The organism is Hyphomicrobium sp., assembly GCF_035548195.1.
GTDB lineage: Bacteria > Pseudomonadota > Alphaproteobacteria > Rhizobiales > Hyphomicrobiaceae > Hyphomicrobium_B.
The window spans coordinates 86,590-102,693 of sequence record NZ_DASZTY010000035.1 but is presented as its reverse complement, the minus strand read 5'-3'; the positions used below and the strand labels follow the sequence as shown (position 1 = coordinate 102,693).

The window sequence follows — 16,104 nt, the reverse complement described above, 5'->3', positions numbered from 1 at the left end:
TTTGCGGTTTACTGCGTGGCTGTCTTTGGCACGAAGCGTACGAGGAAGCCGCCGATCGCCTGATGGCTGATGAGCTTCGCCCCGGCCCAGCCGTTCGGCGGCTCTTCGCCTTTCCACCAGCGCGAGAACTGGCGCCACATGTCGATCGGATACCAAGTGCCGTCGCGTCCTGTCAGCGGACCCCAGTAATTTGCGGCCGTAAATTTGTATTCGACGAAGATCGAGCCGGTGCGCAGGCGGAACTCCAGGCCGAACAGAGCCTGCGCGCATGGGCCGGTGTATTGATATTCGTAGGTGCGGTGCGCGTCGGACTTCAGATGAATTTCGGCGTGTGGGAATGAAAGACCGGCGCCGATACCCGCATAAGGCGAGATGATGCCGAGCGACGGCAGGCGCACGAGGCCGTTCAGCGTCAGCATATTATGGCCGTGCGTCCATTCGAGCTTGTCGAAGTAGTCGCCGATCTTCGCGGTTGCAGGAGCGGGCTTGCCGTCGATCGTGCCTTCGAACGGGCGGTCGCCCTTCATCGGCGCGTAGACCTTCGAATGCGTGAAGTCGAGCATCGTGCCGAACAGGCCGCCTTCAAACCAACGCTGGAAACGGACGCCGTAGTAAAGCGGGTTTTCGAACGGCTTGGTGTACCAAGGGATGTTTGGGATCGTCAGGTCGGTGACGCCCTGCTTCTTGAGATGGAAATCGCTCGGATAGTGATACGGCGCGCCAAGATAGGCGCCGAAGTCGGATTCACGTCCCGGATTATGCGCAGTTGAAACGGGTGCGCTTGCGGATGCGGCAGGGGCGGAGTCGCGATCGTTGGGAAGCGCCGCCGAAGCGACGAGAAGCCCCATCGCGGCGACTGTAGCCGTAATCTCTGCGGCTCGCGGAATGTCGGGCACCGCCAGCGGCCATGTCGGCCACGCCGGAGTCTTCAATATTTCGCGCATCAACATGGTCTGCTTCCCCCGGGAGCTCTCAGCCGAACGATGGCATTGATCGATTTCGTCGGCATTCCTGTTGACCGCGTGCCCCGCAGCCGCAATGGCTTTACGCGCCTCCCCCGCCTGCTTGCAAGCCGTCGAGCATCCGGTTTACTGCGGCAATCTGCGGCGCGCTGCGCGTCAGATACTGAGCGCCGGTATAACCCCACCAATCCCAGCACCCTTGCGGGTTGATTGGGGAAGCGGCGATCTGTGGAAAAAGGACGATCAGGCGGTTGGTGTCGGCCCATCGCGCGAAGCCCGATTCCTTGACGAACGTGTCTCCGACGATTTCCCGGTTTTGGGCACAGCCATGAAAGGCGATGTGCACGCGACAGCCTGGCGTCTCACGGCAGCTTTTTGGCACGTAGACCACGCCAGTTTCGGCAAGGCCGCTGTCGGCTTCGTTTTTGAGAAATGGCCTCTGATCGAAGTCTATGAACTCGCCGGTGGGAGATTGAGCGCGGGGCTGCAGCGGTCCGTATAATTGCTTCAGCAAAGCACCGGCCTGGTCGTAATTGCAATTGACGACATAGGGTTCTGCCGACGTGGGGCACGCATTACCTTCATCGTCGGTGACGAAGGCATGTCCCGCTGGGATATTCGAAACGAGATTGATGTTCGCTTCGGGTACACCCAGTTTGGCGTAGAACTCTGCCGCGTGTCTTACGATAGATGGGGCGACGGTGTGATCGGACGTTCCGGTGAAGAGATAAATGCGATCGTGCATCACGTCGGCGATGGGATCGATTTCGCCTTTGGAGGCGCGCTCCTCGGCTTTCTTGGCAAGCTCCGCCGGGTCGGCGACGCCCCAGGCTTCGAGGAGGTCGAGCATGCAGCCGTTGACGGCTTTACTGAGATTTAGAAATGCGGTCCCCGTTCCGGGTATAGTATTGGCGAAGATGCTTTCCGAACAGCCATATGGGCCGCCAGCGATGATCGCCGCGCCGACCACGCGCTTGGCGTGCGCCATTTGAAATTGCCCGGCCATGTAAGCACCGGATGAGATACCCGAGACGGTTGTTTGATTGACGTCTGCGCCGAGAGCCGGAAGCGTGGGGACATTTTGCGCGTGCTTGGGTTCTTTGCATCCGCCAAGAGTAAGCAATACGGCTGCAGCGGCGATATGAATGACGGTTCGAGCCAAGGTCCCGACGGGGCATGTCATCGTGCGAAGTCCGATCGAATCAGAGGATGCAATTTGCATCCACCGCAAGAAGAATCAAAAGCATGTCTATCATGCACCGCAGCGTAGCGTGTGCGCTGGCGTAACGTCACCGATGCCCTTGCTATCTTATGCGGAAGGACACGCGGTCGGTGCGGCCATTGGCGTCGATGACGGTCAATTTGGCGAAGCCTGGATCGCGCGGCTGCCAGGTGACATCGCGCGTGTGCGGATCGGATGTGATCGGCGCGCCATCGACGAGCCAGGTCAGCGGCAACGCGCCGCCGTCGGCTTTGAGCACAAGCGGATCGCCGCCGAGGTCTGACTCTTCGATTTCCGATTGATCGGGCGGAAAGGAGATCAGCACGGGCGGCTCTATGAAACGTCCCGTTGCCGGGTCGTCGCCCGGATCGCGCCAACGTTTGAGGGGGGCGGGAAGATCGGCATTCGTTCCGCGGATCGCATTGGCCGGTGCGCTTTGCAGCGGAACGCGCTTCTCCGATATGCGCGCGAAAGCATCGAACAGGATCGGCGCGGCGGCGGTGCGTCCGAGGATGCCCGGGACGCTGGAGTTGTCCGGCTTTCCGACCCAAGCGGCGACGACATACTTGCCATCGTACCCGATGGCCCAGGCGTCTCGATAGCCGTAGGACGTGCCGGTCTTGTAGGCGAAGCGGCCGCCCTTCGCGTTCGGCGGCGGCGGGGCATCCTTCAAGACGTCGGTGACGTACCACGCGGCAAGCGGCGACATCAGGCGGTGTGCGTTGACGAGGGGTTTAACGCGCGTTGCTGCCAAGGCTCGGGCGCGTTCGTCAAAGCGATGTACGAGCGCGATGCTGTCGCCGCCGCGCGCCAGCGCTGCGTAAAGCTGTGTCAGTTCTTCAAGCGTCAGGCCGGTGCCGCCGAGGGCCATCGCGAGCGTCGGTTCGGATTTGTCGGGGAAGCGCGCTTCGACGCCTGCGCGATGGAAGCGGCCGACGAGCTTGCCTGGTCCGACCCGCGCAAGCACGCGGACGGCGGGGATATTGTAGGACTGCTCCAGGGCTTCGCGGATCGAGACTGTGCCGTGGAAATTTTCGTCGAAGTTTTTCGGCGCGTAGGTGCCGAAGCGCGTCGGGCGGTCGTCGATGAGCGTTTCCGGATGTGCGAGACCTGCTTCGAAGGCGAGTCCGTAGATGAACGGTTTCAACGTTGAGCCCGGCGAGCGGATGGCGGTGGTCATATCGACCGCGCCCTGGCGTTCCGAATCCATGTATCCGGGCGAGCCGACCTCCGCGAGAATTTCGCCGGTTTGGTGATTGGCGACGATGACGGCAGCGGAAACCTTGTCGCCAATAAGCTGCGCATGTTCTGCGACGAGCTTTTCGAGGTTTGCCTGCAAGTTGCGGTCTAGCGTCAGACGAATGATGTGCTCTTTTGGATGTGCGGCGACCTGCTCCTCGGTCAGATGTGGCGCAAACATCGGAAAGGCGTAACGCGCCTTCGGCATGCGCTCTGTTCTGGCTCTCGCAGCGTCGGCTTGCGTTATGACGCGGGCTGCGACGGCGCGGGCGAGGACGCGATTGCGCGCACGGCGAGCGGCTTCGGGATAGCGGTCAGGGCGACGCTGCTCGGGTGACTGAGGCAAAGCCACGAGCAGCGCACATTCGCCGAGCGAGAGGCGTGTCGGTTCCTTGCCGAAATAGGCAAGCGACGCCGCGCGGACACCTTCGAGATTGCCGCCGAACGGTGCGAGGCGGAGATACAGCTCCAGGATTTGGGTTTTCGATAGTTTGCGTTCGAGTTCGATGGCGCGGGCCATCTGCCGGAGTTTGCCGTTGGCCGTCCGCTCGTGCTTGCCGTCGAGCAGGCGCGCGACCTGCATCGTCAGTGTCGAGCCGCCGGAAACGATGCGGCCGTGGCGGAGCATCTGCAGTACGGCGCGCGCAACGGCTTTCGGATCGACGCCGTGGTGGCTGTAGAAGCGCTTGTCCTCAAACGCGAACAGCATTTTGAGATATTTCGGATCGACGTCTTTCGGATCGAGCGGCAAACGCCAATTGCCTTCCGATGTGGTGAAGGCCCGCAATAAGCGATGGTTGCGATCGACGACGGTGACGGAAGTTGCCTTTGCTTGTTCGAGCAGCAGAGGTCCGGCGTCGGCAAAGGCTTTGCAATATAGGCTGTAGGCTGTGCCCGCACCGGCAAGCATCGTCACGAACGTTGCAAGTGCCAACCATTTCAGCGTTGCGACGCGGCGTCCTCTCCCCTCCCCTTGACGGGGAGGGGGCGGGGGTGGGGTGTGAGAAGAGTTGAGGTCTATCGGATCATTTGAGGTCGTGTTTCTCCACACCCCTAACCCCTCCCCGCGTGGGGGGAGGGGAATAAGAGAGGCGATGCGTTTCGAGAACAGACCTCGCTGCACGCCACTATTCCTTCGCTGAGACGGTCAACGTGCCGGCGGCGGTGCGGGCATAACGCTCGGGACGATACATATCTTCGACCGTTGCCGCGGGATGGATGAACGTACCGGGACTTACAGCGCGCACGATGTAGGCCAGCGTTGCGGAGACCTTCGATGTTTTTTGCCGTGTTCCCCCGCCGCCGAGTGCAATGCTCTCATCGCCGGGGATCGCGGCGTCATCGGAGTTGGGATTCGCCGCCGCCGTGCGGATGTTTCCGAAATTGAATGCGGCGACGAAGCGATCGTCACGGAACTCGGTATGCTCCGGTTCAGCTGTCGATTTCAGCCAGGTGAGGCTCGCGATCGAACCGCTATCGACAAGATGCGGATTCTCGATCTCGAAGCCAGCAGGTAAGTGATCGACGACCATAACGCGGCCGCTATCGTCATCCGAGGTGACCTTCACGGTGATGACGAAGCGGTCGTTCTGCTTCACGTCGGCTTTGCCGCCCGAAAGGCTCGCGAGATCAACGGGCTTGCCGTCGAGCGTGTAAGCCTTTCGCTCGATGGTGAAGCCTTTCGAGACGGCCGGTTCCGGCGTCAAGGCGGCGCCGATGACGGAGATCACGGCATCGACGGCGGTATCGCCGTTGTTGGTGATCGTCAGTGCGCCGTTTTTCAGCTCGGCGGGTGTGAGGCCGCGCAGCACCGGACCGGACGATGGCTTGCCATCGACCGACAGTGTCGTCGCCTTGACTTCGTCGTTCAAGGCCTTGGCGGCGAGCAGCATCCAGGCCTGCTCTTGCGTGGACGTGTAGTTTCGGGACTCGTAAGCCTTGGCGATGACACTTGCGAGTTTTGGTTGATCGGCCTTAGCGACGCCGGTCTCCGCGGCAAGCGTTACAAGCGCGGCGCCGTCTCGCAGTCTCGAACCGTAGTCGTTGCGGTAGCCGAAGTCCGGCGTGACGTCCGGCATCATCGCCGTTGCGGCGGCGAAGGCGCGCTCGGCGCGTTCCTTGTCGCCCATCATTGCCAGCGCGGCTCCGATCTGCGCTTTCGCCAATGGAGTCGAGAAGCGGTCGATGCGCGTATCGGCGTAGTAGCGCAGATCGCCGATCGGTGCTCGCGCGTTGCGAGCGAGAACATAGAGCGCATAGGCGCGATCCTCGCCGCCTTTCTCGAAGTCCGACGCATAGGCGATGAAGTTTTGCAGGCGATCCAACGCGCGGTTGAAGCCTTCGCGCGGGACATCGTAATGCGCTTCCTTCGCACGCGTCAGGAAGTCGGTGACGTAGGCCGTCAGCCACAGATCGGTATCGGACGGGCCCCAGACGCCGAAGGCGCCGGACGAGTCCTGCATTTCAAAGACGCGCGCGATGGCCTTTTGCACGCGATCTTTGAGTTCTTTGTCTTCGGCAATCCCGACCTGCGCGGCCAGTGCGTTCGCCACGACAAGCGGCATGGCACGGGACACCGTCTGCTCGGCGCAGCCGTACGGATAGCGATCAAGCTGGGCCAGAAGCGTCGGCACGTCGAGACGCGCGGCCGGTCCGACCGACAGATTGATGCGCGTCCGTGACGGGATCAGATCGTATGCGAGATCCGAGCTGACGCTCAGCTTGCCGCCGGGCTTCAGCGACGAGATCGTCGTCCGTTTGATGTCCCCTGCGGGCGGCATCACGTCGAACGTCATTTCGCGCTTTACGGCGAGGTCGTTCGGGCCGGTGACGACAGCCTTGAGGGTCAAACGGCCAAGCTCGTTCGGCTTGAAGTCGATGCGCTGCATCTCCCGCTCGCCGGTCTTTAGGTTCACCGTCTTGTCCGCGATTGAGGTCAGCGTTTCGTTTGTGTCGTCGCCTTCCTTCTTCGACAGCGTCAGCTTGTATGCGGCCGATGGCCCATCGACATTGTGCATGTCGAAGCCGAGCTTAACGTCGTCGCCGAGCCTCATGAAGCGCGGGACTGCGACGGTAAGTGCAACGGCATCGCGGACGATCAGGTCACCGGAGCCGTGGCCGACTTTGTCCTTGCTCCACGCAACCGCCATGACACGGACGGTGCCGTTGAAGTCGGGCAGTTCGAAATCGACGCTCGCGGTGCCGTCTTCCTTCACGCGAACGATGCCGGAATAGAGCGAGACAACGGTTTCGACTGTTGGATTGCCCTGCATGGCCGGGCTACCCGCGTCGCCGCCGGAGCGGAGCTTGCCGCGGTCGGCGCGCATGCCGTCGATCAGGCGACCGTAGAAATCGCGAATTTCGAACGACAGCTTCTGCTGCTGGGCAAACCAGTCCTCGGGAGCGGGCGTCTGATAGCGCGTGAGATTGAGAATGCCGAGATCGACGGCGGCGACGACGACGCGTGCGTCCTCGCCGGGAGCCAAGCCATTCACTTTGAGCGGGATGTCGATCTTGCTGCCCGATTTGACTTTGTCCGGAAGCGTGAGGGCGACCTTCAGCTGATGGGCGCTCTGATCGACGGGCAACCATTTGATGCCGATGGCACGGCTCGGCATGCGCTTCTGCACCTCGTCCATCGGACGATAGAGGAGGGCGGTGACGTAGGCACCTGGACCCCAGGTGTCGGAGACGGGCACGTCCACTTCGCCGCCGCCTTTGGCGATATCGACTTCCTTCATCAAGTGAAGGCCGGTGCCGAGAACTGCGATGAGGGCTTTGCCGCCGAGTTTCGACGCGATGCGGAGCTTGGCGGTGTCGCCGGCTTTGTAGCTGTCCTTATCGAGCGCGACGTCGAGCTGCTCGGGACTGTCGACGGCGTCGCCCGATGTATACCAACCGGCGTTGAAGATGATGCTTGATGCCGGGCCGTTCGGATCGTTCGACGCGACGTCGAGGCGATAGCGCCCCCAGCGGATGGCTTGCGAAATGCGCGCAGGTCTGTCGGCGTTGATCGAAAGAGGGCCGCTGCCGATCTTGCGTTTTACGGTCACGGCTTCGTAGGTCCAGGAACCGTCGCGCCGGTACCATTGCCAATTCGTGTCAAGGCGGGTCAGCGTCCAGGTCAGGTTGCTGTTCGACTCGGGCTTGTTGTTGCCATCGAGGAGCACGACGTCGAAGCCCGCGCTTTGATCTTCAGGGGCGGTCAGGTTGTCGAACAGCGGCTTTATGCCGACGCGTTCGAGTTTCAGATCGACTGGCAATGTCAGATTGCGTTCGATTGTGCGGCCACCGGCTTCGCGCAATTTGACGCTGATTGCGGCTTCGAGCGGTTTCGGCGTTCGTGACAGTTGCGGCAGGGCTATCGGGATCGCGGCCTTGCCGTCCTTGTCCATCTTGAGATTCGATGGCAGAGGCTGGCGCGCAGGATTCACGAACTCGTCGGCCTGACCGAAGACGTAGCCAGCGTAGCCTGGAACATCTTTGTTCGATGCTTTGACGACGACCTCGCCTTCGAGACCGAGGCCGGCGGCGGGCGGACCATAGAGATAGTGGCCGTCGGCGTTGATAGTCTGGTTCTCGTCGGGCGAGAGTGCTTTCACATCCGCCGACAGTTTCATGTCGAGGCGTTCGGGCACGAAGTCTTCGACGAGGAACGCACGCTCGGCGATGGCGGACTGTTTCGGATCGGTGTGCAACCACAGTCGCCAAGTGCCCGTCATTGCGGTTTTGGCGAGGTGGAGCATGAAGTCGCGACCGCCTAACCCCTGATCGTTCATAATCGTGCGTGTTTGCTCGACGCCATCGGGGCGCGAGACGATCAGCGTCGTCGGAACAGACGAGGCTTTACCGAACTGATCGCGGGCGAGCGCGGTGATGTTCACGTCTTCGCCGCCGCGGTAAACGCCGCGCTCGGTGTACATGTAGGCATCGACCGGACCTGCGGGATCGCGACCCTTGACGCCACGGTCCGAGAGATCGAAGGCGTTGAGCGTCAAATCGAGGAACGCGTATTCGCCTTCACCTTTCTGCGCGACGAGAATTGCGGGAGCAGATCCACCTTCGCCCTTGGTGATGGCGGCATCGAACTTGGCGTAGCCGTGCTCGTCGGTTGTTGCGGTCGCCAGCACTTCGTTGTTGCGTGCGATCAGCTTGACATTCGTTCCGCCGACAGGGGTTGCTTCTGCGAGCGAACGAACGAAGGCGTGAATGCCGTCGCCGCCGGTGAATGCCGTCAATCCAAGATCCGAGACGATGAACCACTGCGTGGCGCGCTCGTAGCTGTCGGTTTTCGATTTCTGCGACGGCGTCGCAACCATGACGTAGACACCCGGCTCAAGCTTGCCGGTGGCGTCCGTAACAGGGACGGCGGTCGTCACCTCTTCATTGAGCTTTGAGGCGATGTCCATTGTTCCGGAATAGACTTTGATACCGGTCCGGTCGCGAATGGTATCGACGTCATAGCTCGACAGCTGGCGTTGCATGTCGCCGGATTGCAGCGTCGCGGCGAGCGCGCGGTCGCCGATACGATAAACCTCGACGTTGATCTTGTTGGTGTTGGTGGTGACGACGGGAATGCCTTGCTGACCGCGCGACGGCAGCACGTAGGCTTTGCCCGTGAAGCGCACGAACGGCGAGCGATCCGGGACATAGACTGCGATGTCGGAGGTTTTAAGCAAAGTCTCGCCGATGTTCGACGGCAGCCCGGCGCGGATCTGAACGACGTATCGCTCGCCGTGCTTCAAGCCTTCGACGCACAGCTGGCGATTGTCCTGGACTAGGTTCTGCGGGTCTTTGCCGTTGACCGAGATGAATTTTGCGACGTCTGTTTGCGTGCGGCTCAATTCCTCGGAGAATTCGAGGCAGAGGCGCGGTGGCGTCGCTTCGTTATCTGTTTTGTAATCGGTCATGCGGAAGCCGTATTGACCGCGAAGTTTGTCGTAGGCTTCGCGGGTCGTTTGATTGTCAGCAAGATCGAGGCTGAGCTTCATGGCGTCGATCGCCGGGCGCCAGTAGGACCTGCGCTCCAGCGTTTCGCCGAGCACGTAGAGCGCGTGAGCCTTATCGGCTGTCGCATCCGCGAGCTGGTAGCCGCGATAGGCTGCGCCGGATGCGTAGATTGGAAGGTCGTAGCGTTCGCTGCTCGCATTGGGGTCAGGTTTGATCGCGAGCAACGCTTCTGCCAGGCGGCTCCAGCTGGTCCAGTCCTTATCGTTTTCAACGACGGCGGCGGCCAGATTTCGCGATGCGGCGCGCGGATCGGAATCAAATACCTTGTCGGCTTCGGCTTTAAGAACAGCCGCGGGCTTGCCCTCGGGCTTCCAGTTCGCCTTCAAAAAGGCTTCGTAGCGTTTGGCATCGGCGGCGATTCCATGATGCAGGAAGACCTTCTCGGCCGCCGTTGCTCCGTTGATCGTCGCCAGCAAAAGCGTTGTGACGAAAACGAGGCGCGCGAAGACGGTCATGGTGAATTTCCTTGTCAGTCGGTTAAGGCGCACATGGGCGCACTCAGCTTAGCCCGCGCGGAGTATCGCGCTCAAACGGCGAGGCCTAAAGACCAACAAGAGCGAACGGCCGAAGCGCGGCGGTAAATTGCGGATTGCCGAAGCTTGCGCATTCTTGCGCTTTTTTTCCACCGGTCCTCATGTTCGGGCAAATATATCAGGCCCGTGACAGGCGGTGATAACTTTAGAGAAAAAATTCGATGCCGGCGGACGCGGTTAATATGCCCGCGTCCGTTCCACGCGTCGGCTAGGCTCAGGCGTGTACTGGCATTTCAAGTTCTGCTGCTGTGCGTTCGCCTACTGGCGAAGCGGCCGCGGAAATGCGTCGCTGTCCTCGTTCTTTCCGGCAGCGATAAGCTCGGAGGGGATAGAGGAATTTTTCGCGGGCATCAGCGGTTTCGCGCGCGCCCAAAGTCTTTCGAACGAAATGATTGCGCATTTACGCGCGATGGGATCGGCTTTGTGATAAAGCTCGAAGGCATCGCGCTTGTTCGGATCGCGGCGCAGGCAATCGCCGATCCAGACGTGCGTGCGACCGATGACGAGCTGCTCATGGGAAGCGCCAAAGCGTGGGTCCGACAAAAGGCGGCAGTCGACGCCTGCAATGTCACGCAATGATAGCGCCGCCGGATCTTCGGTTCGTGCGTCTGCAACAATCACGCGGATATCGAGCGAGGCACCATGGGCTTCCGACAATGCCGCGATTAAGGCGCGTGCCGCAGGGCTTTCGTTGCTCCGTGCGATGACCGTTACGATACCGGCCGCGCCCGGACTTTCGGCGAGAGCATCAAGGCTCTCGGCGATGAAGTCTTTGAGCCGCGTTTCCTTATCCGTTCGAGACATCATCATGAGCCGCGAAGGCGTCGAAATGCGCATGTGATAATACCCTATCGTCAACCCATCGCCGCTGCCGGGCGATCCATTCGCCGGCTGGTCCCGACAGATGCATTAAGCCGCGAAGAACGTTAAACAAGCGTTGCCGGTCGGTTCGATTTATGGCGAAGGTCATTATCTCTTTTTCTGTCCAAGTATTTCATTCGGCGGCCGGAGGGGTGATACGCCGGATCAACGTCTTGTCGACCGCAGACGGCAGGTCTTCTTCGTTGCCGAACGCGAACTCCTCCGACCGGCTGGGACGTTCTTCAATTGTTTGCGTATCCCGTAATTGCGCCAAGGGTTTAGCGACTTGCGAGAAAACGTTTCGCAAGGAAGCCGGAATCACGGCCTCGCTGACCGGGAGGCTGAACATCGCCGTTTCTCGTTCGAGTGTAATCCGCGCCATTAGTCCATCGCGCGGTTGCCTGGAGGCGGTAGCGTTCGCTTTTTGGTTCAGCTGAGAATTTAAGCCAGGCTGCGGGATCGTTACGACTGTCGCGGGGCGCGCCTCGGGGTGGGGAGGCCGGGAGATTTCGTCCATCGCCGCGGCGTTACTGTTCGCCGCCTTTACCGTCACGTCGGCTTCCGGGAGCGGTGGCGGCGGAGGTCTGCGGACGCGCGGCGCCTGTGGGGCGGATGCAATGGGGGGTTGCCGTTCGGGACGATAGACGGCGGCGTAAGGACCGAACCGCCGGACATGCTCAGGATCAATGCTCGCGCGGGCAGCGGGCTCGTCGCGCGTCGATTCGAAGACCGGTTCGAAATCCTTGGCATTCGGGATTGCGTCCGTCGGGAGCGATCGTGAGGGATTGAACGGCGTCGTCGTCAAAGGCTCATCGGTATCAGCCTCCGCTCCGTCGGCCTGTCGTGCTTCGGCGCGCTTGGCGGCGCCCATGACGGCGCCGAGGATGATGTCCGACCAGGCGCCATTGGTGAACTTATAGACTCGAAAGGATTCCGAGCCGGCAAATTTGGAACCTTGGCGTGCGAGACGTTTCTGGATGCTGCCCGTCGTTGGCAGCAACGTGCGCTTGAATATTTTTTCTCGTTCGAAGCTTGCGAAGAGATTGGCGAGGAGTTGCGCTTCGACACGAAGGCCCTCCCGTTCGGCAGGATTGAGCCGCGGCGGCGCGTCGAGCGGCACGGCGACGTAGTAATCGCCATTCATGTCGAACACGACATGCCGGAACAACTCGAAGTTCTCGCGGATCTGCTTGTCGCGATGGATGTCATTAAAGCGCGTGAGAATATCGATGACCGGACCGCGCTCGGCGGCTTTCATTTTCGGCATCAGCCCGTCGAGTCGGCTGCCTGGCCGTTGTCCCATCGACACGAGGAACAAACAAAGGTCGACGAATAGCGCCACAGCGAGCGGAACGTAATCGCGTTTTGAAAGGCCGGACGCTTCATCGGCGTCGAGCGCAGCGCGTGACGCGGCGCTCGGCGGGTTTTCGACGGACTGAACGGCTTTCTTTTGCAATTCGCGCAATTCATCGGCCGATGGCGGCATCTTGAATGAGAGCAGGCCGTAGAACGTCGCGGTTAGGCGACGAAAGGCTTCTATGGTTGCTTCCGAGCCTTCGACAGCCGCGATTTTCGGCTTCTGCAATTCGGGAAGCTGATCAATCGCCTTTACGACGCCGCGCAATGCCATCTGCAACTGCGGATCAGGACACGAAATGATTTTCTTGCCGTCGCCAAAGGTCGTGCGTTCGGCGCGATCGGCGAGATCGGTACGAATTTGGCGAAGCTGCGGATCGGTGCGAAATGCGTTGAAGCCGGTTACCGTCAAATCGAGTTTGCGCCCTAGCGCGCGCATAAATTCGTTACGGGTGCCGGTCTTCGGGTCGAACGTCGAAGGATCGGCCGATACGACTTTAGCGAGATCGCCATTCAGCGCTTGCATGTCGCCGTTGACGGCGCCGATGCGGCCTTTGACGAATTCGGAGGCGAACGAGAAGCGCTGCGCGTCCTCCTCGCGCATCTTGCGGCGCGGGCCATCGCCCGGACGCGAATTCGGGCAGGAGGTGCCTTTCGTCCGTTCAAGCTCGGCTTTGTCGGTTGAAACCTGAGTCAGTTGCGTCAACGTCGCCTGCAACTGGGTTAGTCGGGTCGAAGCCCCGTGCAGGGCGTCTTGCACCTGCGAGACGGCGCTTTCGGCCGAGCGCGAGGCTTCGCCGCGGCTTTCGAGGACTTTCCAATAAAAGCCGAATCCGAATCCGATCGAGATCAGCGAGAGGAAGATGTATCCGGCCGCGTAGGAGAGCTTGGTAATGAAAGGTTGCGGCCGGAAAAGCTGATCGAGGAGCCAGATGATCACTGTCATCAGCATCGCGACGGAGAAGCCGACGATGACGCGATGCGTCAGCGGCAGCTCGCCCATATTGGCTTCGATCAGCTCGAGCATGCCGACGTAGGTTGCGACCCACGAAAGTGCGCCCAGGCCGACGATAAGGATCAGCCGTTTCCAGTCACGCCGTGGATGCGACGGCGCATCGTCTTCATCATTCGCCGCGCGGCTGCGCAGCGACGCCGTTTTGCGCCGAAACTCGGGTACTTCCAAACTCATTGCCGCCAACCCGCTTTTGGAGGTCGGTGCCATACTCTGCCGCCAGTCCGCATTTTTCATGTCGCAACTGCGGCTGGCGCGTGTCGAAGTGCTGACGGTTTTCGATCGTGCGGATGAATGTAGGCGCTTCGTTCATCGGCGTGTTGGGTATCCGTCGGGCTTCTGGCCTAGCGGTTGGCGGCAGCCAATTCTTTCGCGGGCGTCTGCGTTGTCGCGGTGGGCACAGGTCGGCGATGGGAAACCAAATCGCGGCGCGCGTGTGATTTTGCGTCGCGAGCCAAGTCGCGCAAAAGAACGTCGAGCAGCGGCGCCGCGATCTGGGCTGCATGGAGATGGCGCGCCCATGGCCGTGACGCGTTACCGGTGCCGACAAGAACGACGTAGGAATAGGCGGCACCGTTTGCAAATTGAAGCCCACCCGTTGCCAAGGTATCGACCGTTGCATCCGGGTCTAACGTGACGGATGTTCCTGTCTTGGCGAAATGCAGCCGCACGTCGCTTCGGCGCTGCGCGCACCATTTTGCGAGGCTTTGCAAGGTCCCATAAGACTTGCCGCCGGTCTGATAGCAAAGTGGTGCTCCAAGAAGCGTTTTGATGAGCCCTCTTGCCCGCGCGCGGATCAATGAATTCGGGATCAGTCCTTCGCTTGGTTCGCTGGCGATGCCACCGCCATTCCGGCCTTTCTGCGTGTAGTCGTAGGCCTTGATTAAAGTCGGCTGTCGTACGGCCCGCCCGCCTCGTCCGATCAGTGATGCCAGGATCACGCTCGACATGAAGTGGACCCGCCGGGGTGCGCCTGCAATCTGACCTAGTACGACCGCAGTCGAGGGGGGCGTGCCGCCTGTTGTCGCCGCAGGAGGCATTGCAAATCCAAAACGGTCAATCAGCCGTTTGATTGGCGCCTGACCAAGCGCGGCGCCGCGTGCGATCAATGGCGCGTTGAGCGAACAGGCGAAGGCGACGATTGCTTTTCGAGGTTGCCGCATCGCGCCTTTGGCGCATGTGTCGAGTCCGCTCGATGGAGCTTTGGGATCGGAATAAAGGCTTTCTGCCGTGTCGCGTCCCTGGTTTGCGAGTGCGATGGCGAGCAGCATCTTGCCGGTTGAAGCGACTTGGCGGCCTTCGAGCTTCGGGTCATAGAGGCCGTTTTCGCGATTCCTCGCCGGAGTAGAGCCGAAGTAGGCGGCTGTTTCTCCCGTTTCGTAATAGCGCACGATGCGGCCATCGGCGTCGGCAGCTACGACGATGATGTTCGGCAGCGTTTTGTCGGCGTTGGCTTTCTTAGGATCGAGCGTGAAATCTGGGTCGATGCGCGATGTCCACTTGGCGTCGAGCGTGGCAAGCTCGGTATCGATCTCATTTCGGAATGCGAGATTTTCACCTGCGTCGAATGTCGTTGTTACGCCGCGGACGTAATCGCGCCAGCCGAAGCCGTAGCGCTGTTTCATTTCTTCGCGAATACCGAAACGGGCCCCGGGCAGCAGCAGATTGGCGCGGATGACCGGGTTTGCCTCAGCGCGTTTCACTTCGCCTGGAACGAAACGTTCGAGGGTGGCTTCGAGCTTAGGCTTTACCTTCGGATCGGGCGGACCGCCTGCGAGCGCCATCAGTTCGAAGACAACTTTTCGTTGCTCGGCTTCATCCGTGATCAGTTTCTCGGCGCATGTGCGGGCGCGGACTTCCGTGATATAGCGCCAGCGATCCAGGCGTACGGCGTTTAAACGATCGTTGCCTTCGAGAAGGATGATCGGTTTGTTGACGGCCGATGCGAGGACAAACTGTTCGGCGGTCGTCAGATCTTTGGCTTCCTTGCCGAACACGACCTGGCTCGTCACCTCGACGCCGTGCAGCGGCTGACCGCCGGTTCGTTGCGCGAGCCAGATGTGGTTCGCCGCCCATTGCCTCAACAACGTGTCGTCGCCGTTGCGGGTCAGGTCGCGATAGATGACGGGTGCAAGCCACCATTCCCCAAACTTTCGGCGGAGTTTTTCGAGGCTCCCTTCGTTCGGGCTCGGAGGCGTCTTGTAAATCACGCGTGCGAATTGCATCGGTAGCGTCGAGCCGCCGACGCCGAGCATCGGACGTCCGGCGGCGATCGAATTCGTGATTGTCGTGATCGGGATTTTCAGGACGCCGGCGAGATCGATGCCGAACGGATTGAGCCAGCTGCCGAGGTAGCGATCCTCGTGATAAGAGAGGCATCGCCAGTATTGCTCCGGCACTTCACGGACAGGAATCGACTTGTGGTCGGGATTGGCGACGTAATCGCCGAGATCGATGGGGCTGCCAGTGTAATTGACATCGCGCAGGCTATCGAGCCGCGGGTCGAATGTTCCGATAAAGTTTCCCTTTGGATCGTAGATCGCTGTCGCGAGCCAGCGCTCGGCGTCGTAACCGAGTTTGTCGCGCATCGAGAGGTCGCCGAGGTAGCCCCGGATTGGGGCGACGACATAAACGAGGAGCAGTGCGAAAACGACGTATATAGCGGCCGCAGAGAAGAGATGACGCAACGGACCGAGCTTCGGATTGAAAGCGACGGCCGACATCAGCCAGCGCAGAATGCGTGACGGAATCCTTAGACAGAATTCGGAGAGGGCGTTCAGATGCCGCAGGACATGTAACATCGCTGACGCAAAGGTGCGCTACTGCCATCGCCGGGGCGGCGAAGGTCACAGAGCAGGGCGTAGCGGCTCTTTAAGGCGACAGCTCAGCGGGCTGGCGGCGGCATTATGT

At 60.8% G+C, this 16,104-nt stretch carries 7 protein-coding genes; all 7 read right to left on the bottom strand.

Annotated elements, in window-relative coordinates; genetic code table 11:
- Window positions 1-8 precede the first annotated feature (8 nt).
- The 7 genes from VHB22_RS14095 to VHB22_RS14065 all read right to left on the bottom strand — a co-directional run bounded on the left by VHB22_RS14095 (window position 9) and on the right by VHB22_RS14065 (window position 15,917).
- Window positions 9-950 carry a hypothetical protein gene (locus tag VHB22_RS14095; protein ID WP_325457616.1) on the bottom strand — a complete coding sequence of 314 codons (942 nt, stop codon included), beginning with the start codon at window positions 948-950 and terminating at the stop codon, window positions 9-11.
- A gap of 94 nt (window positions 951-1,044) precedes the next feature.
- Window positions 1,045-2,145 carry a poly(3-hydroxybutyrate) depolymerase gene (locus VHB22_RS14090; RefSeq protein ID WP_325457615.1) on the bottom strand — a complete coding sequence of 367 codons (1,101 nt, stop codon included), beginning with the start codon at window positions 2,143-2,145 and terminating at the stop codon, window positions 1,045-1,047.
- Between the two features lie 121 nt (window positions 2,146-2,266).
- On the bottom strand, window positions 2,267-4,333 hold the full coding sequence (gene pbpC, locus VHB22_RS14085; protein WP_414652746.1) for a penicillin-binding protein 1C: 2,067 nt from the start codon (window positions 4,331-4,333) through the stop codon (window positions 2,267-2,269).
- Between the two features lie 217 nt (window positions 4,334-4,550).
- Entirely contained in the window at window positions 4,551-9,887 is a 5,337-nt protein-coding gene (locus VHB22_RS14080; protein ID WP_325457613.1) for an alpha-2-macroglobulin, read from the bottom strand.
- A gap of 336 nt (window positions 9,888-10,223) precedes the next feature.
- Window positions 10,224-10,802, bottom strand: a complete 579-nt coding sequence (locus VHB22_RS14075; protein WP_325457612.1) for a hypothetical protein — start codon at window positions 10,800-10,802, stop codon at window positions 10,224-10,226.
- Window positions 10,803-10,959: 157 nt separating this feature from the next.
- Window positions 10,960-13,404: a hypothetical protein gene (locus tag VHB22_RS14070; protein WP_325457611.1), complete on the bottom strand. Its 2,445-nt coding sequence runs from the start codon at window positions 13,402-13,404 to the stop codon at window positions 10,960-10,962.
- A gap of 134 nt (window positions 13,405-13,538) precedes the next feature.
- A complete protein-coding gene (locus VHB22_RS14065; protein WP_325457610.1) occupies window positions 13,539-15,917 on the bottom strand; it encodes a transglycosylase domain-containing protein in 2,379 nt (792 codons plus the stop codon).
- Window positions 15,918-16,104: the final 187 nt, after the last annotated feature.

What these genes read in the sequence shown, in the direction of transcription:
- VHB22_RS14090 (WP_325457615.1), bottom strand. Translation starts at nt 2,145, where the DNA reads ATGACATGCCCCGTCGGGACCTTGGCTCGAACCGTCATTCATATCGCC.
- VHB22_RS14065 (WP_325457610.1), bottom strand. Translation starts at nt 15,917, where the DNA reads ATGTCGGCCGTCGCTTTCAATCCGAAGCTCGGTCCGTTGCGTCATCTC.
- VHB22_RS14070 (WP_325457611.1), bottom strand. Translation starts at nt 13,404, where the DNA reads ATGGCACCGACCTCCAAAAGCGGGTTGGCGGCAATGAGTTTGGAAGTA.
- VHB22_RS14080 (WP_325457613.1), bottom strand. Translation starts at nt 9,887, where the DNA reads ATGACCGTCTTCGCGCGCCTCGTTTTCGTCACAACGCTTTTGCTGGCG.
- VHB22_RS14095 (WP_325457616.1), bottom strand. Translation starts at nt 950, where the DNA reads ATGTTGATGCGCGAAATATTGAAGACTCCGGCGTGGCCGACATGGCCG.
- VHB22_RS14075 (WP_325457612.1), bottom strand. Translation starts at nt 10,802, where the DNA reads ATGCGCATTTCGACGCCTTCGCGGCTCATGATGATGTCTCGAACGGAT.
- pbpC (WP_414652746.1), bottom strand. Translation starts at nt 4,333, where the DNA reads ATGCTTGCCGGTGCGGGCACAGCCTACAGCCTATATTGCAAAGCCTTT.